This window comes from Sphingobacterium griseoflavum, assembly GCF_014653155.1.
Taxonomy (GTDB): Bacteria; Bacteroidota; Bacteroidia; order Sphingobacteriales; family Sphingobacteriaceae; genus Sphingobacterium; species Sphingobacterium griseoflavum.
Genome location: NZ_BNAF01000008.1, coordinates 22,513 through 41,729, shown reverse-complemented (window position 1 = coordinate 41,729; position 19,217 = coordinate 22,513). Strand labels below are relative to the sequence as shown.

General features: G+C 38.2%; 17 protein-coding genes. All 17 read right to left on the bottom strand.

All coding sequences use genetic code 11. The annotated features are described in order from the left end of the window. Positions 1-188: 188 nt before the first annotated feature. The 17 genes from IE165_RS11570 to IE165_RS11490 all read right to left on the bottom strand — a co-directional run bounded on the left by IE165_RS11570 (position 189) and on the right by IE165_RS11490 (position 19,189). Positions 189-2,597 carry a GumC family protein gene (locus IE165_RS11570; RefSeq protein WP_229826520.1) on the bottom strand — a complete coding sequence of 803 codons (2,409 nt, stop codon included), beginning with the start codon at positions 2,595-2,597 and terminating at the stop codon, positions 189-191. Between the two features lie 15 nt (positions 2,598-2,612). Then, positions 2,613-3,392 carry a polysaccharide biosynthesis/export family protein gene (locus IE165_RS11565; protein WP_189626785.1) on the bottom strand — a complete coding sequence of 260 codons (780 nt, stop codon included), beginning with the start codon at positions 3,390-3,392 and terminating at the stop codon, positions 2,613-2,615. Positions 3,393-3,509: 117 nt separating this feature from the next. Further along, positions 3,510-3,932 carry a WxcM-like domain-containing protein gene (locus tag IE165_RS11560; protein WP_189626784.1) on the bottom strand — a complete coding sequence of 141 codons (423 nt, stop codon included), beginning with the start codon at positions 3,930-3,932 and terminating at the stop codon, positions 3,510-3,512. A 29-nt stretch (positions 3,933-3,961) separates the two neighbouring features. Continuing rightward, on the bottom strand, positions 3,962-4,933 hold the full coding sequence (locus IE165_RS11555; protein WP_229826519.1) for an MraY family glycosyltransferase: 972 nt from the start codon (positions 4,931-4,933) through the stop codon (positions 3,962-3,964). A gap of 47 nt (positions 4,934-4,980) precedes the next feature. Further along, positions 4,981-5,889: an NAD-dependent epimerase/dehydratase family protein gene (locus IE165_RS11550; RefSeq protein ID WP_189626783.1), complete on the bottom strand. Its 909-nt coding sequence runs from the start codon at positions 5,887-5,889 to the stop codon at positions 4,981-4,983. Continuing rightward, complete coding sequence (locus IE165_RS11545) at positions 5,886-7,022, bottom strand: glycosyltransferase family 4 protein (RefSeq protein ID WP_189626782.1); 1,137 nt, start codon at positions 7,020-7,022, stop codon at positions 5,886-5,888. The genes IE165_RS11550 and IE165_RS11545 overlap by 4 nt, the downstream gene beginning before the upstream one ends. Then, positions 7,023-8,327: a right-handed parallel beta-helix repeat-containing protein gene (locus tag IE165_RS11540; protein ID WP_189626781.1), complete on the bottom strand. Its 1,305-nt coding sequence runs from the start codon at positions 8,325-8,327 to the stop codon at positions 7,023-7,025. Continuing rightward, positions 8,324-9,427, bottom strand: a complete 1,104-nt coding sequence (locus IE165_RS11535) for a glycosyltransferase (RefSeq protein ID WP_189626780.1) — start codon at positions 9,425-9,427, stop codon at positions 8,324-8,326. Before IE165_RS11535 ends, IE165_RS11540 begins: the two co-directional genes overlap by 4 nt. Positions 9,428-9,441: 14 nt before the next feature. After that, entirely contained in the window at positions 9,442-10,773 is a 1,332-nt protein-coding gene (locus IE165_RS11530) for a hypothetical protein (RefSeq protein WP_189626779.1), read from the bottom strand. Continuing rightward, complete coding sequence (locus IE165_RS11525; RefSeq protein WP_189626778.1) at positions 10,774-12,015, bottom strand: phenylacetate--CoA ligase family protein; 1,242 nt, start codon at positions 12,013-12,015, stop codon at positions 10,774-10,776. Positions 12,016-12,247: 232 nt separating this feature from the next. Continuing rightward, entirely contained in the window at positions 12,248-13,360 is a 1,113-nt protein-coding gene (locus tag IE165_RS11520; RefSeq protein WP_189626777.1) for a glycosyltransferase family 4 protein, read from the bottom strand. Between the two features lie 12 nt (positions 13,361-13,372). Further along, positions 13,373-14,368, bottom strand: coding sequence for a polysaccharide pyruvyl transferase family protein (locus tag IE165_RS11515; RefSeq protein ID WP_189626776.1), 996 nt, complete (start codon positions 14,366-14,368; stop codon positions 13,373-13,375). Positions 14,369-14,372: 4 nt separating this feature from the next. Beyond that, a complete protein-coding gene (locus tag IE165_RS11510) occupies positions 14,373-15,788 on the bottom strand; it encodes a lipopolysaccharide biosynthesis protein (RefSeq protein ID WP_229826518.1) in 1,416 nt (471 codons plus the stop codon). A 35-nt stretch (positions 15,789-15,823) separates the two neighbouring features. Further along, positions 15,824-17,110: a nucleotide sugar dehydrogenase gene (locus IE165_RS11505; protein WP_189626774.1), complete on the bottom strand. Its 1,287-nt coding sequence runs from the start codon at positions 17,108-17,110 to the stop codon at positions 15,824-15,826. Positions 17,111-17,181: 71 nt separating this feature from the next. Beyond that, complete coding sequence (locus tag IE165_RS11500) at positions 17,182-18,150, bottom strand: SDR family oxidoreductase (RefSeq protein WP_189626773.1); 969 nt, start codon at positions 18,148-18,150, stop codon at positions 17,182-17,184. A gap of 43 nt (positions 18,151-18,193) precedes the next feature. Next, positions 18,194-18,673, bottom strand: coding sequence for an adenylyltransferase/cytidyltransferase family protein (locus tag IE165_RS11495; protein ID WP_229826517.1), 480 nt, complete (start codon positions 18,671-18,673; stop codon positions 18,194-18,196). A gap of 6 nt (positions 18,674-18,679) precedes the next feature. Beyond that, positions 18,680-19,189 (bottom strand): helix-turn-helix domain-containing protein, encoded by a 510-nt coding sequence (locus tag IE165_RS11490; protein ID WP_189626772.1) that lies wholly within the window; start codon positions 19,187-19,189, stop codon positions 18,680-18,682. Positions 19,190-19,217 lie beyond the last annotated feature (28 nt).

Here is a 19,217-nt window from a genome sequence, read left to right as displayed (position 1 = left end):
TTGACGGCAATCCTTAAAGCAAGTTTAATGCCAAGCGAACTGCCGGATTGCCTATAAAAAAAGTTTTATAGGGTGTTGCGCATATCGAGCAATCGCGCTGCTTGCCGAGTGAATAAAGCTAAAGCCCTGTCCGAAAAAAAATCCCGATAGGGATAATCTATCGGGATTTTCGAAACAGGCGAGCGAGTCTAAAGCTTATCCTTCTTTTTGTTGAAGGGATCTTTCAAAAACTTGCTGATCCGTTTGCGAAGGGATACCTCTTTCGTGCCTTCGCCATAGCCATAGCCGTAGCCATAGCCATAGCCGTAACCGCGTTTGAAATCCACATCGTTGATGACAACGGCCATATTTTTCAGCTTGCCATCTTCATACAGTTCCTTAGGCACATTAAGCAAACGCTTATCTAAGTAGTTCGAACGCGCTACGTAGATGGTCATATCCGCATGTTCGGCAATCAACAGCGTATCCGTCACCAAACTCACTGGCGCCGTATCCACGATCACATAGTCATACTGCATACGCCCATAGGCAATGACATCCGCAAAGTACCCATTCATCAACAGCTCAGCCGGATTGGGTGCAATATAGCCCGAATAGATAATATCGAAATTATAGGGTTCTGGCTTCTTGATCACAATATTAGACACTGACATCTCGGGATTGATCAGGTATTGCGTAATCCCGATATTCGTATGCTGTAGGTGCGATAGTCCCAAATAATCCAATACCTTCGGCGAGCGGATATCGGCACCAATCAACAGTACTTTCTTTCCCGACATCGCAAGTATCTTCGCGAGATTGGTGGCAATAAACGATTTTCCTTCGCCGGATGTCGTGGACGTTACATAAAGTACTGAAGACTGATCTTTCTTATGCCCCAACATAAAGGAAATATTGGTGCGCAATATCCGAATAGCTTCAGCTAAAGATGATCGATCATTTTCTTCGATAATTGGATGGTCCGAAGAGGGTACTTCGCCAAGAATAGGCGCACCGAAGGCTTCTTCAATATCTTTTCGAGAATGGATCTTGTTGTCGAGAAGGAATTTCAGATAAAGAATTCCTAACGGGATAAGTAATCCAACTAGAAAGGAACCCAGCAAAACTATTGATTTTTTTGGAGCCACAGGTATATTCGACCCATATGCTTCATCCACAATTTTCAAATTAGCAGGTGTTGCTGAAGCCTTAATCTCTGTTTCTTCTCGCTTTTGTAGCAAGAAAAGATAAAGTGATTCCACAATTTGTTGTTGCCGCGAAATATCTTTAAATCCGCGCTCCTGGTTGGGCAATTGTCCGAGTTTTCCTTCAAACTTATTTTTCTGAGCTTGAAGAGAGCTAACGTTGCTTTGTAAAACTCGTCTGTAATTATCCAACGATGAATTCAGACTCTTATTTATTTCTGCTATATTTTTATTTAAATTCTGTATAACCGGGTTATCAGGAGTAGCAGACTTTAACAAATCATCCCGCTCTAATATCAAATCATTATAGCCTTGTATATTTCCCTGAATAGAAGGGTCATTTAATCCTATATTAGAAGGCAAAAGAGAGATATCTTTATCACTTATCGCAGACCTCATCATATCTGCAAGACGCAATTGTGTTTGATATTCAACCAATTTCTGTTCATTGGTGGTTGCGTTCTGCATATATAATTGTGCCTCTGCCGCCATATCGACCATATTGTTGCGATCTTTAAAATCTGCAACGCGCGTGTCTGCTGACGCAAGATCTTTAGAAATCAATCCCAATCTTGAATCAATAAATGCTGACGTCGCTTTTGTAACCATGGCTTTATCTTCCGTAACATCTGCATTGTATTGACGAATTAACGAATTCAAAACGAGCCGAGCTTTGTCTTTAGATGTATGACTCATCGAGAAATTAATCAAAAATGATTGTCGTTCCTTATTAGGGGATATTTCGACGGACGATCTAAGACCGTCTATAACAACATCAGTGGGCTGATAAGCGATTGTCAAATCGCCTTCCCATTGTGTATTTCTCTGAGGAACAAGCGAAATATTTCCGATCGGTGATGAAATCGGACTTCCCAATTTATAATCACGAATTCCGTTTACCTCATCTTTGATTTTAACGGATTTTCCAACTTTACTAATTGTGAAAGAATAGCTTATAGAATCTAAACGAATTGTATTAGACTCATTTAAAATCAGTTTTAAAGGAGACTCACTTTCTAAAATTTCAGATGATATTATACTCCCCTTAGAGTAATAAGATATATTTAAACGATTCGCTTCGACTACCTTTCGCATTATTCGTCGCGATTTAATTACTTCCATTTGATCGTTGACGAATGCGCCTGAAGTACCTCCAATTCCAGACATATTCGATAATTCCGATAACCCTGCCATATCGCCAGAAGCCTGCTTTTCATCTTGCAGCAAGATCTTAGCGTTTACGTTGTAAATGCGCTGCGCGTAACGAAGGTAAAGAAATGCTCCGAAGAGGCAGACAAAAATTGATAAAACAAACCATTTCCAGTAAAACGCGTATTGCTCTACTAATTGTTTCAGATTAATGTCCTGATCATCCATATCTCGCGACTTTTGGTAGACTTTATCTTTCATCATACTAAACATTAAAGATTAACGCGTGAGAACAGAGATCACTGTAATAATTAAACCGACAACCGAGACAAAAACTGATGTAGTTTGAGTATATCTAGAAGTCTGTATACGAGCACCATTTGGTTCAACATACACCACATCATTCTGCGATAAATAATAAGCGGGTGAGTTGAAAGTCTCTCTTTTTGTCAGATCTAATCTGTATTCCTTTTTCTTTCCATTTTGTTCGCGGACTACAAGTATATCTTGTCGTTTACCATATATAGTTAGATCGCCGGCGAGGCCGAGTGCTTCGAGAATTGTTATCCTATCGTTATCTATAGGAAATGTACCTGGACGAGAAACTTCTCCAAGCACAGTTACCCGGAAATTTCTAACGGTTACACTGACTCCTGGATTAACAATATATTTGCTGACTTCGTCTCGTATCATGTCCAAGGCTTCCACTCTCGTCTTCCCTGTTAACTTTATCTTACCGAGCTTTGGGAAATCGATTTCACCATTACTGTCGATCGTATAGGTTGGAATAAACGGGTTTGCGGCTTGTATAGATCCGCCTGTTCCTTGGTAGGAAGAAATTTGGTTAAACGGTTGCGTTGCTCTCACATCATCTGCCGTTACAGAAATAGCTAAAATATCGCCTGGTTGTAATTTGGGGGCATTAATAGAATAGCTAGCATTTAATTCCACCGAGTCAGGCTGCAGATAGACTATATCTTTTCTGCTGGCACAGGAGGTGCAGAATAACGCTAAGGCTATGATAAGCGAAACACCTACACCTATGATACGTTTACACATATATTTTCTTTAAATTAATTCGATTCCTGAAAGCAAAAAGCTCTCCAATTTTCTCCGACATTGCTACAAAAATAGCTTTTTATTTGGAATACACCTTGCGTGTTTACCAATTGTTGCTCATACTCTATTTATAAAGTGCGTTGTGCTCCAAGTATAATCGTCAAATGACGCATGCTCGACTCCGTAATCAGCGAAAACCAACAGCTCTGAATTTTCTTCGTTTGCTTGTACAGCAGTGGCATAACCATCCGGCACGTGTAGTAATTGCTGCTCGGTACTATTTAATAATTTTCTATCAACAGGTAAATCCCTCGAAGCCATATCCCAATCATCTATTTTTACTAAATCGATAGTGAAAGACCCAGACAATACGTAGAACCAACGCTGCTCTATGCGATGTCCCCGCCAGCCGCGCACAAGTTTAGTATCGGTGTTTTTTATAATATAAAATCGTTTCACATTCGACATATCAAAATCATTGACAAATCTTATTTGTCCTCTATGATCCTGAGCCTTTCCTCCGTGTAGAATCTCAACCATACTGTCTGTGTTAATTTAATTTGATGTTTCTACCTTATTGATCCGTTAACATATTCCTTAATGACCCTTTGCTTGAAAAATAAATACGCTATACTAGTGATGGATAATAAGGAAATGGAAAATAATAACTGCGACTGTGTGTCAGTGTCGGCCATATTAATTACGAGCCAACCAATAATAAGCTGCAATACACCGTAAGCAAATGAAACCACAAGCTTATTGACTCCAGCTTCATTACCCAAATATTGGTACAAGTGTGACCGATGCGCTTCAAATATATTTTCCCGTCTGTAAATACGGCGGAGGATAGTCCAAACAGTATCAACGCCGTATACAGTTAAGAATAAAAAATATATCATGTTACCAGTTTTGATAATTAGCGCACCTAAAGCGAATAATAGGATATATGCAATGGCAACCGATCCCACATCTCCCGCAAAACACTTTGCTTTTGTTCGAAAATTAAAAAATGTAAAGACCAATAAACCAAGCATACTATAAGCGAGGAGATCTTGCTCCACGAAGTTGATCTGCCGATTTACAACCATCAATAGTCCGCCAACTGCCAGGCTATAGCATGCTGTTATACCGTTAATACCATCCATAAAGTTATAAGCATTGATAACCCCCACTACTACAATAAAAGTTATAAGCAAAAAATACCAAGGCATTTCAAAAACATCTAATTGGTAAGCCATCAATAAGACTGATCCAAAATGGAATAGTAACCGTATCTTATTCGACAAGGTGAAAACATCATCTAAAAAAGAAACGATGGTCATCGATGTTAACCCCAAGTAAAACCACGGATATTGGAAACCAGAAAAGAAAAAATAGATAACGGCTCCGAAATAAAAAATAATACCTCCTCCCCGCAGAGTAACATTTGTGTGCGACGACCGCAGATTGGGTTTGTCTATAATATTGAACTTTTTCGCAACTTTAAAATAAAAAAGCTCAATGATAAATAGGGTTAAAAATACTGCAAAATATGCTATCATGTCAATTATGCTCACGTTTTTAATATGGTAGATTCTTCAGCTACCTATCAGCTTGGTTTAACAAACGAAAGGATCGTTTTTTTCAGACCATCTTCTACCGTTAAAGGCAACTTATCTAAATTCAATTCACGCTTAATTTTCGCATTAGATACAACATAAGATTCCGTCAACTTTTTAAGTCGCTCTGAATTTAGTGGAAAAGGTATAGCATCGCCAATGCTTGCTATACTTTTAACAATAGTCTTTGGAAAATGCCATAACTTTGTCGACTTGCCTATACAATTTCCGATAAGCCCCACTAACGCGTTAGTAGATATAGGACTATCATCCGCGAAGTTGTAGACGCCAGAGGATAAGGTCTCATCCCGCATCATTCTTCCCAGCAAAAAGCATAAGTTATCTACACTTAAAAATGAACGTTCATTTTGGAAATCTGCTAGCGGCCACGGAATTCCTTTTCGCACAACATTATAAAGTAGATTTAGATTCCCTTTATTGTAGGGACCATGGATCATACAGGGTCGAATGATGAACAAACGCTTTCCTTCAGGCAACTGTTGATTTAATAAATACTCCTCCGCTTCGCGTTTTGACTTTCCATACGGAGTGAGGGGAGATCCTGCTATCTCTTCGGTCAATGGGGAAACGAGAGTGTCCGCTACAGCCTTTACAGAGCTTATGAAAAAGAAATCACGTATTTCGGATGCCAAAAATCTATCAAATATCCTGATTGTCAAATCTCTATTAACCTCAAAATAAACTCGTTGATCTGTAGTGTTCGATGTATCGTGAGCTTTGCCAGCTAGATGAATTAAAGCTGACCCTACCATCGGCATCATCTCTTCCCACTTCCGATCTCGGACTGAAAGCGGAAAAAAATTGATATCTTCCTTCAGAAAAAATCGTGCGAGGTTTTGTCCAACAAATCCCGACGCACCTGTTACGGTCACATTCACGTTTTCAAAGCTGAGTTATAAATTTGCAGGTGTTTATCGATCACACCAACTACATCAAATTCCTTTTCCGCTTTTTCACGACCAGCGCTTCCCATTCTTATCATCAATTCCCGATTATTAATCATTTCTTCGAGGGCTGTAGCTAACGCCGAACTATCTTTAACAGGAACTTTAATGCCATTTACTCCCTGATCGACACAATCCTTACAACCTACAGCATCTGTAGTTACTATTGGCCGTCCAATCGCACAGGCCTCGATCAACGTCTTTGGTAAACCTTCGCGATATGAAGGCAATACAACAATATGACACGCCCTATAGAATTTAACCATATCTGACTGTTGTCCCATCCAAACAACATATTTTCCATCATCCCAATCCCTAAGATATGTCTCGGGGACACCTGCTTTATTTTTATCATCGGCCATCCCTACCAAAACAAATTGTATTTTATCACTATAACGCGCTTTGAGCAACTCACTTGCTTCCCGTAACTCCTTTACACCCTTATCCCACAACATACGACACGGTAATAATATTTTGATCAAGCCAGTATCTGGTAGCGGAGAAAAACCAAATTTCTTTAAATCGACACCGGAACCTTTAATTATCTCAACCCTGTTCGCTTGATTTAAAACATTAAACCGGGTCAAAATAGACCTATCATCATCGTTTTGAAAAATGAACGATACACCTCTTCGATTTGCACCTATTTTCATTAATCTCAAAATAAATCGCTGAAATACACCCACTTCCCCATGCGCAAACATATAACCTAAACCGCTTATTGCGTTAACGATTCCAGGTATCCCTTCTAATCGAGCAGCAAGGCTTCCATAAACCACGGGCTTAATCGTGATTTGATGCACAACATCGGGTCGAAGCCTTTTATATAATTCTTTAAACCGAAAAAATAACCTCGCTTCTTGTATTATATTGGTTCCAGACCTAGAAAACGTAAAAGGTATAAATTCTGCCCCACTAGCCCTTATCTCATCACTTCGCCCTGAATCTTCGCATGCAACGTAAACTCTCCAACCCGCCTTTAATGCTGCTTCAGCCAATACAAGGCGGTGAGAAATAAGAAACCAATCGACGTTTGTTACAATCAAAATTGATCTTGATTCTTCCATTTATTTATTAATATAACTCGGTTTTCCTCGCCTTGATTTTAAAATGAGTTTTGAATTCGAAAAAGAATTCGAAACATTGTTGATTACTATCTCGACTTCTCCGCCGCTATGCGTACTGATATCTCCATTGTTTACTCTCCCATTCGTTATCAACGACAAATTTTCATTTTTATCATAGAATATCTTTGAGTTAGAATATATGAATTTTGGTTTCGATCCAACTCTAGTCTTACTTAATGTTGAAGATGGGCTTTCCCACATAAAAGCTATGCTGTTAGCTGCATTTGCTGCCAACTTTTTCATGTACACTTCACATTGGTTAAATTCAAACTTATCTCTATCTGTTCTAGCTGTAGCAACAAAACCTCGATCAACATCATAGGCCTTACATTTGATCGCATTTACGAAAACGGCTGTTTTTCCTTTCGATGAAAAGGAAAAACCGATCGGACATTTTTGACTTACGCAGCTTTCGAACAGAAAATTTGCATCGGTATTAATTCCCTTCCCATTCGAAGCTACAAACCCTCTATGGGTATTATTCCTTGCTATGCAATTCTTCGTCGTGATGTTCGAAGAGTTTTCGTACCAAAATCCCGCATTATATTCTGTACCGCCGGTTAGTTTCGAGGCGCTATGCCCGTACGATGCCAAACAATTCTCAAAAACAATGTTTGAAGAACCTTCCTCAACTACGAAGCCGATTCTTGTATAATCATTCGCTTTAGAGTCTGAAAAATTGATTTGATTACTTTTGGCTATGTAATAACCATCTCCAAAATTGCCTCGAGTTCCTTCAGTGCTACAGCTATTGACCTTGATATGCGAAGAGTTTTCAATTCTTAATCCGCTTCGGCTTGAGTTTTTAAATGCACAATTTTTTATCTCAATATACTTACAGGAAACCACAAAGAGCGGTATACCTTTTGATCTTACATTAGAGCTTTTGCTAGCTACGACATTCGCATCAAAAATTATATTTTGGATGACTAAGTTTTGTTGATTTTGGGCTTTACAAAAATTGTAATGATCCGCGGAGGCAAAATTTCCCCGGACTATTCTAACAGTTCCAATCCCTCTGAGACTAGCTTTAATATTAATTGTAGAAACCTTGTATACTCCTGCTGGAAATAAAACTTCTACATCTCTATTAGAGGCTTCATCTATTGCCTTTTGTATACTAGGCGTATCATCGTTTTTACCATCTCCTTTAGCACCATAAAGTTTAACGTCTATCTGGCCTATCGCCTCATAGCTCTGGACACAAAAAAGAAAAATGATTTGAAGAATTACTAAATTTCTCATTGCTTTTTGTTTACATAATTTAAAACGCTATTGATAAAGCTATCTATCGAACGTAATTTCAACTCTTCATCAAAAATCATGCGGTTATTGGTTCCATCCGTCTTTAGCGCTAAAGAGATAGCGTTTGTTAGGGATGTAACGTTCTCCTTCTCGGCCATAAATAAACCTGGAATATCCTCGATGCCATGCGCACAGTTAGTTGAAATTACTTTCTTATTTTGTGACATCATCTGAAGAAGCACATTTGGAAATCCTTCTATTCGAGAAGATACGATACACAATTCTGCGCCCCTAAAAAAAGGAAAAACATTTTTTACGAAGCCCGCTAAGACTACAGAATCACTTAATCGGTATTCAGAGATTAAATCTTCCAATCTTCCCTTAAGAGGGCCATCGCCCAAAATAACAAGTTTATAGTTTCTATCGATTGTTTTGATTTCTGCAAAAGCTCGGATCAAAAGATCAAAGCCCTTCTCTGGAATCAATCTTCCAGCGGCCACAAAATATTTCCCGAATGACTGGACAAGATCGTTTGATTGTTCCGCAGACTGGATAGCCTTCAAATCAACCGGATTGTGAATTACTTTTACATCAACTTTCTTTTCAATAAATGGTAATGCCTCCACAAGGGAACACTTCATTCCTTCTGTTTGGCAGATAAGAAGATCAATTGCAGAATACCCCATATAATAGTAAGCTGAAAAATAAGCTTTTTTTAAACCTGAATATCGTTCAAATATGGAAGTCGATTCGCGAGCTACAAAAAATTCCGTTCTAACAACATTACATTTCCGCAACAAACCAAAAAAACCGTTTAAATGAACATGCGAGGTAAACGTATAATCAAAAGTTATACTTTTAAATTTTCGGAGGTTCCAAAAAAATTGAATTAGGCCTTTCTTTTCCGAAGCAGCATTCGTGTAGTGTAAATTTAAGTCGCCATCTAGACTCTCCCATGCACCTGTGCTTCGCTTCTTTAGGAAGAAAATATGAACACATGCATGCTGTTCTAACCAGTATTTCGCAATCATTTTTAGTACTTGCTCCGCTCCACCTAATACATCATTAGGCAGCGCGATGAGAATTTGCTTTTTTTTCATATCTAAAAATCTGCTTAGAAAATCTTAAGAATAAAATATATTGTAATAATAATAACTACACCAATCGCTACTAAGAAATTCATAACCCCATAGCGGGATAACGGAAAATCTTGCTTTAAAAGTGCAAAGGATATAAAAGCGAGCGGGTAGAAGGATATAAGGTGCCTAGAATCTGCTGACGTCAGTGCTATCATAGCCGACACTAAAGCAATATAGATTAACAACTTACTGATAACTCTCCTTTTCTCAGTGTTGGAACTTCTTTTATAAAAACTACTTATATAAAATGGCATTTTGAGGCATGATAAGTACCAAAATATCACCCCGACCGAAATAATTAGATTATAGGCATTCTGCTTTAAAAAAAATGGAGGTGGGAATGGGCTTAGCCACATATATAACATTATTATCGGAGTAAATATAGGGCCGCCGCTTTTCAGCTTTGCTCCCAATGAACCTTCAGAACTTTCGCTAGTTCGACTTGCCTGATATGATTCAGATAATTCACTGACTTCATTTGCTTCTCGTCCACTCAACCCAATTATGATATTGTAGCTGAACAACAGAACAACACCTGCAATTAAGGCTAGAAAAATAGCTTTATATCTTTGGTTACTGTAATACAAATCACAAAACTTGTCTACCCCAACATATCCCACCATGTAAAGAATAAATTCTCCGCGAACTTTCAGACAAATCAACGCAATAACTGCCATAAAACATATACGAACGATTATCTTTAGCCGCGAAGTGTACAGAAGTAAAAAAGACATTAATAAAAGACCCGAGAAAATATCTCTTAAAATTTTCACCTCATAAAACACAAAAAAGGGATAAATGGATAGTAATATTGCCACCATTTTTGATCTTGCAGAATCTAGTCCGAATCTCTTGGCTAAAAAGAAGGTTGCTACGCAGACATTCGCACCAATAAACCAATTTAGCGGATAAACAGATAAAGGCGTGATTTGAACGAGGCCGAAGATTTTCAACAAAGAAACAAAACCTGAACCAAGAGCGAGGTAGTTGCCGTATCTGAATTGGTACAACGAGGTATTGCCGTCACTTGCTTCAAGAAAATACCTAAAAAACTTACTATCATCCCCACCGAGATCGAAAAAAGACCCAGACTCTTGAAAGACTCCTATCATAATTGCACCCATGGTAACACAACTGAACAAGGCAGTTAAGTAGATCTGTCTTAATTCTGGTTTATAAATTAAGCTCAACAAAGCCATTATTACAATTACTATTACAAAAGTAGGATCCTTATATAGAATACCTGTATAAATTGTAAAATAGATCCCAAGAAGTACCGAGAAGTAAGAAATAGCCTTTGTATTCATTTACAGTTCTGAATAAACGTACATAATCTTGCCGGTCGACGTCAAATCGATTTTTTCACAGAAAACCGTGTCCAAAACGACATCCGGAAGTTCAGTTTTAACCCGTTGAATTATCTCATCTAACTCTTTTGAATCAAATATTTCCGATTTAACAATATTAAGTTTTAAAAACAAGATATCTTTTTGAATCAATTGGAAATTTTTTATACCCTTTTTATTGAAAAACAATGTTGTAAAAAACTGTCCGTCGATGGAGCTCCCATCTTTTCTTTTAATACTCCCAAGTGTCCGGCCAACTACTTTCTTTAAGATTAATGTGCCAAAATTATGATGATCTCCTTTAATGGCACGATCGCCAATACGATATCTAATCAATGGCATATAAAAATTATTTAACGTAGTAACTACAACTTCGCCTTCTTCCCCATACTTTACAGGCTCCCCTTCGTCATTTAGTATTTCTACGAAAACGTTATCATATAAAACGTACATACCATCTTTCGTCGGTGTTTCAGTGGCGATTGCAGACACCTCTCTTGAACCATAAAAGCTATAGACATGGCAATTGTTGAAAGCTTTTCGTATCTCAATCTCCATTTCTGGATAAAGAGGTCCTGTTGTGCAATGGATGACAGGGGTAAAAAGAATCTTCAAGTTATTACTGTTTATAAATTTTGCTATATCATATATGGAGTGAACATAAGCCTTAATAAATTTTGGCTTTACATCGTTAAGCTTATGAATATACCGTTTTATTATTTCATCACTTAAAACAAAAGTGTTTAATGTAGTTTTGTTATAAATAAGCTTTTTGTAATCGAAGAATTTCTTTGGATTATGCATGTCTCTTTCTGCTCCCCAAAGATCAACTGAGCGATCAAAAATATTTACTTCGTTAGAATGAACCGCATAATAAAAGTTTGCTAACCCTTGGTTTGTTTGATCCTTAGTTCTAAAAAAACGTACTGGCGATCCTGTCGATCCTCCTGAGGTATGCGGAAAAACTTCTTTTGGCTTGCTATAATTGGCATTCAGTAAATCAGCAGAATTTTTCCTAATAATTTCCTTACTTATAATAGGCAATTTTTGAAACTCAGAATAATCAAAATCATCTGATCGCACATTCAAATCCACATCTTTGTAAAGCGGGATATTAGACAGAGTTTGTGTTAGCAATAGCTGTAATTTGAACCTTTGATGTTTAAAATTACCATATGTATCGGTAAGTTCATTCTTTTTCAACAGATTAAATGTCACTAAAATCTTGGGAGTTGCCAAAATCCTATAAATGTAGGCGAATAATTTATACATCACTTGAAAACATAATAAATATATCAAAAATCCGAAATTTCAGAAATAATTGCTACGAGTAGCGTCGAAGTACAATCTTCTACTATGGATAAATAACCTCATGCACACAAAAAAGCAGACTCGCGGTTGTAAGATTAATTCCCCATATTATCTAACCGTTATCCTACTTAGCTTTATCTACCGAGGAGTTTGCACTAGCTCCTAATAGCTCATTGTACATCATTTCCCATTTATCGATAACTTTACTTTTGCTAAATCTCAATGATTCGATTACAGCGTTTCTTTGAAGCTGGGTTCTAAATCTAGAATTTGACATAACCTCGATCAATTTATTTTTCATTTCGTCCAAATTTTGGTTTTCAATCAAAACACCACTAACTCGATCTTCAATAATCTCTCGAGGACCTGATATACAATCAAAACTTATGCAAGCACATCCTTGCGACATCGCCTCTATTAAAACCATAGGCAAACCTTCGTACCTCGAAGATAACACGAATACCTCAGATTCCTGAAAAACAGACTGCATATCCGATTGAAATCCCATAAAAACGACCGATTCAGATAACCCCATTTGCGATACGAGATTTTTAAGGTAGTTCAATTTTTCTTCACTACCTTGACCCGCGATTTTCAATGTCCAATCAGGATAACTACTGTAAATTTCCGACCAAACCCTTAACAGATTATCAAACCCTTTTTGAAACCACCGGTTTATACTACCGGCAGCTAAAATGGTACGTTGTCGGACCATATCTTCCAAAACTGGTTCGTAATTTATAGGGTTTGGTATAACGATTTTATTTGGAAGTCTTTTACCCAAAAATTCATAGTCATAATTAGTCAATAACACGACTTTTGATGCAAGTCTATTGATATAGAATCGACTTACATAACGAAAAAAAGAATGCTTACTATCAAATGAATAGTGCTCCGAAGCGACAATCGGAACCTTCGAGAGCATATTGGCTAATATAATATGAATATTAAGGTCAACCATGAAGCTTGTGACAATGTCTGGCCTTATCTCCTTTACTGTTTTTCTTATATGTCTATATAATGAAAAGTATCTTTTAACAACGTTATGCTTTAGATGAGGCACAGGAAAAAGCTCAATAGTTTTTATCCTAGGGTCTATGTCGTAAGCAAAATTGATTCGCAAGTTTGTTACCAAAAAAACATCATGACCTCGATCCACCAGCTCATTACAAACAGTAGATAAAACTCTTTCAGCACCACCACCTCTCAAAGAAGAAATAAAAAATAGAAGTTTCATATAACAGACAATTTACCTAAGGTTGGTTATAAAAGTCTCACAAGTACTCTTCAATTTTTCTGCATAACTAGTATGACTGGACGGGTTCGTTATGTTATCCCAATCAATTGTCTTTGGATCCAAAGTTCTAGCAACAGTTGCAATCGATTTATCAAGAACTAATGGTTCCGTAGAAACAACGTTTAAATGCTCAATGATGCCCTGCAACCTCGACATCTCACTTTTATTGAACAATCCACCACCTGTTATAAACAAAACAGGGGTTCCCATCGCTAGACAAGGTAATGCACAATGAATTCTTGAGGTTATCACCAGCTTAGCTCGAGCGTACTTTTTCAAGAGATCTTCAGCCAAGGCAAATCTCTCCGCTTCGTTATAATCATCATTTCTGTAGGAGTGAGTTATATATTGTGCTTTGGCTAAAATAGATTTAGGAAAAATATTCTTTATTTGTCTGCCTCTTTTAAACAACTTTAAAATTCTTCCTGATTTTATATCTGAAAGAATTCTTCTTGGTGATGCTTTATACTGCGAAAACATATCGTCTTTATATAATACATCAACCATATATATATCTTCCCCTCTTTCATTTGACTTATATTTCTTGTCGAGCGTAGTAGTCAGACACGAACTATAAAATGCATCGATCCCTCTTTCCTTCAGGAATTTAACAGTTCCTGTATCTCGGCAGCCTATTGGAGAATGCTTTTTGAAGTATTTTACATTTTCTTCTTTATTTAAGACTTTCGCGGCATGTGCAGAGTTCAGGTGAAATGACACAAATAATGGCACAATATTAGGCACCGGAGGCCAATTCTCTGGATGATGAGTAAACCAGCCATTCATAATTACAGCTATCTTATCCTCCAATTTTAAAAGACTCAAAGAATCACGTTCAATGAGTTTATCAACCTGCGGTAGATACTGTTTTGCTGCTAAACTTTGAATGTGATCACCTACATTAAAGCTATTATTCCGATTTTTGTATGTAAAAAGTCCGAATTTCATACTTTTATTTTTTAGATTTTATTTTTTTTAGAAAAACCGCGTAACCCTTATAAATCATCGTTTTATTTAATAAAAACACAGATAAAGAAGCTATAAGCACATTTATAATAATAAAATATATATTTTCGATATACCCTAATAAGGTTATAACCAAATAAATTAGTAAGTATCCGATGAAGTCCTTAATCGGGAATTCTAAACGGAAAAATTTTCGTGAATCAATTATTCGAATTATTAATAAGGCAAAATAGCCTATAACGATTGAAAATGCAGCGCCGAAAAGTCCAATTAGCGGAATCAACAGAAATGAAAACAATATCGTTACGACTCCACCGATTATACTACTGATCAAAAGACCTCTAGTTTTTTTTGCCCCTAGAAAACCCGTCCCATAAAAGCCACAGATAGAACTCAAAATTGTTGAAAGGATCAGTATGGGGGTGTATTGATAAGATTCGAAAAAAGAATCTGAGACGGAATATTTAATAAAAGGTTGATTGACTGCAACTATTAAAAACGATATTGAAAAAACTATTTTCAAATATTTTTTGAATACCGAAGAATAGTAATTATCTCTTTCATCATCCTCGTAAGATAGTATGGACTTTTCTTGCCAAGCAAGCGAAAATATGCCTAATAGCATAGTCATTATTGTTGGTATTTTATATGATATTGCAAAAATTCCATTTCCCACGGCGCCAACATACGACAATATTAGATAACGGTTGGAGGAAGATATGGCCCACCAACTCAAAGAATTAGGCATCAATGGTATCGAGTAGCTAAGAAAAGATCGCAGCTGACTGACAGAAGAATACTTGAATTTTATATAGCTATATAATCTGGCCCTTAAAACCAATTGTGAGGCCGTTACAGCCAATGCTACAATATTTGATATTAATAGGGCCTCTAACCTTAAATCAGAATTTTTTAAAAGACCTATTACTAACGAACAATAAATAATCGCGTTAATGACGCTGTTGGATGCATAAAGCTTATTCAACCCCATCCCTCTGATTGTTTGTTGCAAAAAGATATAGAAAACCTGCAATATCAAAAGGATATTAAGGTACGAAGAATAAGGCGACGGATTATAATGATTGTAAATTTGATACCCGAAAGAGAAAACCGTTAAGGAGAATATGAGGAAAAAAAATATAGTTGAAACGGCGCCTCGCTTCCTCTCAATATCGATCTTAGCATCTAGGAGCCAGCGCAAACTAGCATCTGATAACTGAAAGGAAACGATAGGGAGCAAGAGATTTACCGTGATTAAAATCAAATCAAATTGTCCAACCTCTTCCCTACTTAGAAAGTATGTAGTAAAAAATACAAGAAGGAAACTTATCAATTTCGACGACAAGTTTCCTATAGTGTAAATTACAGTTAACGAGAGAAGGCTCTTCCTATTATTTACCACCTAATTTTGTTTTAATGTTGGCGAAAGTAAAACGACTACAATCTAGAATCTGCTTTATCCGAAATAATACCTTTCACATCGTATATGATAGCGTTTCCCTTCTTCAAACTGTTCAAATCAATCCCTAAAAACTCCTTATGAGCAACACCCAAAACGATCGCATCATATTTAGTCCCCTCAGATAAGTTGTTGTGGCATTTAAGTCCATACTCATGATCTACTTCCGCTGGATTTGCCCAAGGATCAAACGTTGTTACCTTCACGCCATAATCTTCCAACGCTGCAATGACATCCACAATTTTCGTGTTACGTACATCTGGGCAATTCTCCTTGAAGGTAACGCCGAGCATCAAAATTTCCGCACCATTTACATTGATTCCTTTCTTAATCATGCATTTGATCACTTGCGATGCTACATACTCCCCCATGGAGTCGTTTAAGCGACGTCCTGCCAAAATAATTTCGGGGTGATACCCATGTTCTTGTGCCTTTTGTGCTAAATAATATGGGTCTACTCCAATACAATGCCCGCCAACTAGCCCTGGTTTAAAGGGCAAAAAATTCCACTTCGTTCCTGCGGCTTCCAAGACTGCATGCGTATCAATGTCCAAAATATTAAAGATCTTAGCTAGCTCGTTGACAAATGCGATATTGATATCACGTTGGGAATTCTCAATTACTTTCGCGGCTTCAGCAACTTTTATACAAGGTGCCAAATGCGTGCCAGCGGTGATAACCGATTTGTAGACCTCGTCGACTTCCTTACCTATCTCTGGTGTTGAGCCCGCTGTTACTTTTAAAATCTTTTCCACGGTATGCTCCTTATCCCCTGGATTGATCCGTTCAGGAGAGTAGCCCGCAAAAAAATCTTCATTGAACTTCAATCCAGAAACACGTTCTAACACAGGGATACATTCCTCCTCGGTAACTCCTGGATAGACAGTAGATTCGTAAACGACGATATCGCCTTTTTTCAGTACCTTACCTACAGTTTCGGAAGCCTTATACAGCGGTGTGAGATCGGGACGGTTGTTTTTATCTACCGGAGTAGGGACGGTAACCACATAAAAATTCGCAGCATCAATATCAGTAAGTTGGTTAGAACAATACAATCCTGTTTCTTCCGTAGCAAAAGGATTTTCTTTAACCAACACCTCCTGTAAAATATCGTCTTCAACCTCTAAGGTCAGGTCTTTTCCTGATCGAAGTTCGTCTATACGCTTTTGATTGATATCAAAGCCAATAACGGGATATTTTGTGGCAAATAAACGTGCCAAAGGCAATCCAACATACCCTAAACCGATAACTGCTATTTTTTTCATTTTATTAATTTTCTGTTTATTTTATTCGATGAACGAAATCACTTTTTGTTCTAATGGCAATGGTATTATGGCTACCTAAGATTGTTCCAATACCATTTTACAGCTTCCTCCAAACCCTCGCGGATAACATGCGTTGGCTCATAGCCTAATAACCTCTTAGCCTTCTCTACCGAAGCCAAAGAATGCGGTATATCACCCTGCCGATTGGGGCCATGGATAACATCGACTTGCGCTATCGCTGGATCATACTCGGTTAAGAACTCTTTCAAATAGCCTATCAATTCATTTAACGTCGTACGATCGCCGACCGCCGTATTGTACACCGTATTAACCGCTTCCGGGTTTTCCGTTAACATTGCGCGCTCGTTCATTTGAATGACATTATCTATGTAGGTAAAGTCCCGCGAGTAGTCCCCGGTACCGTTTATAACCGGACTCTCGTGGTTCATAAATTTCTTGACAAACAAGGGGATCACCGCTGCATAAGCGCCGTTGGGATCTTGACGTCTACCGAAGACGTTAAAGTAACGCAAGCCAATTGTTTCAAATCCATATGTTTTCGCAAAAATATCAGCATACAACTCGTTTACATACTTCGTAATGGCGTAAGGGGAAAGCGGTTTTCCGATTTTATCTTCAACTTTAGGTAAGGCTTCAGAATCACCGTATGTAGATGAGGAAGCTGCGTAAACCAAACGCTTAACGCCAGCGTCGCGCGCTGCAACCAACATATTTAAGAATCCAGATACGTTAACCTCATTGGAAGTTTGTGGATCTTTAATCGAACGGGGCACGGAGCCCAAAGCAGCCTGATGTAAGACATAGTCTACCCCCTGTACCGCACGTTCGCAATCTGCCATATTTCGAATGTCGCCTTCGATCAACTCAAAATCAGGGTTAGCATCATGTTGACTCAGGTTGTGCCTGTGGCCGGTCGCAAAATTGTCTAAAACAACAACTTGATGACCTTTCGAAAGAAAATACTCGGTAAGATTGGATCCTATAAAACCGGCGCCTCCCGTGATTAATATTTTACTCATGATTGTTTTATTGATATGTACACTGATTATTTTTTTGGATAAACTACTGGATTTTGCATTTCTCCACCTCTTTCTCGGCTACAATCTTTCGTAAGCCCGAGCTCGAAAAGCGGTGATCGCGGCTATTGTAATACAGCTCAATACCTTTCGCCTCGCAATAGCTGCGTCCGGTAAAATCTTTATCCTTGTATTCATCGCCCACGATGCGTACATCGAGTTTGAAGGAACGTAGGATATCCTCCAGATCCTGCTCGGTGGAGTAGGGCACGATTTCATCGACATACTGGCAGCCGCGCAATTGTATATAGCGTTCTACTACCGTTTGCGTAGGCTTGTTTTTCTCTGGACGATCCAACTTAGGATCCATCTGCAAGCCGCAGATCAGATAATCACATTGCCGCTTTGCTTCCGCCAACATCATGATATGCCCGGCATGCAACAGATCAAAAGTAGAAAACGTGATACCGACACGAGTGTCTGCATGGTTATCCATAGGTGTTTGTTTTCGATGTTCTTCCTTCATGTAAGATTAACTTGCTTTTTGATACAGGATAATATGGCCTGCCTCTTGGGGCATTGCAAAGGACACGGTTACCTTTTTTTTGATCAATGGCGAAGTTTTCTCCGCTAACTGCAATAAATATGCCGAGTTTAGGTTTTCGCCCAAAATAACGATATCCACACATTCCGCTTCCTGTCCCTTAGCATAGGCGCCAATCAACACCACACGATCCACGTCTCCCGCCCGCTCCAATACCTGATCAATGACCTGATCAATACCCAAGAAAGAGTGTACCAGACGCTGCAGCGGACTGAATAGCGGATGCTGCGTATTCGCCTGATACAGAATTTTGCGCTGTGCCTGCGCTTTTTCTAGAAAGCCAGCTTCTGTCAACAGGTTCAACTCCTTGCGCACGGCATTGGTCGATTCACCAAATTCTTCGGCAATACCACGCAGATAGCCCGTATTTTTGGCCGACACAAAAAACTTGATCAGTAATTTTAAACGTGTTTTTGACGTTATCAATGCATCTAACATAGCGCTGGGTATAATCGAGTAACAAAAG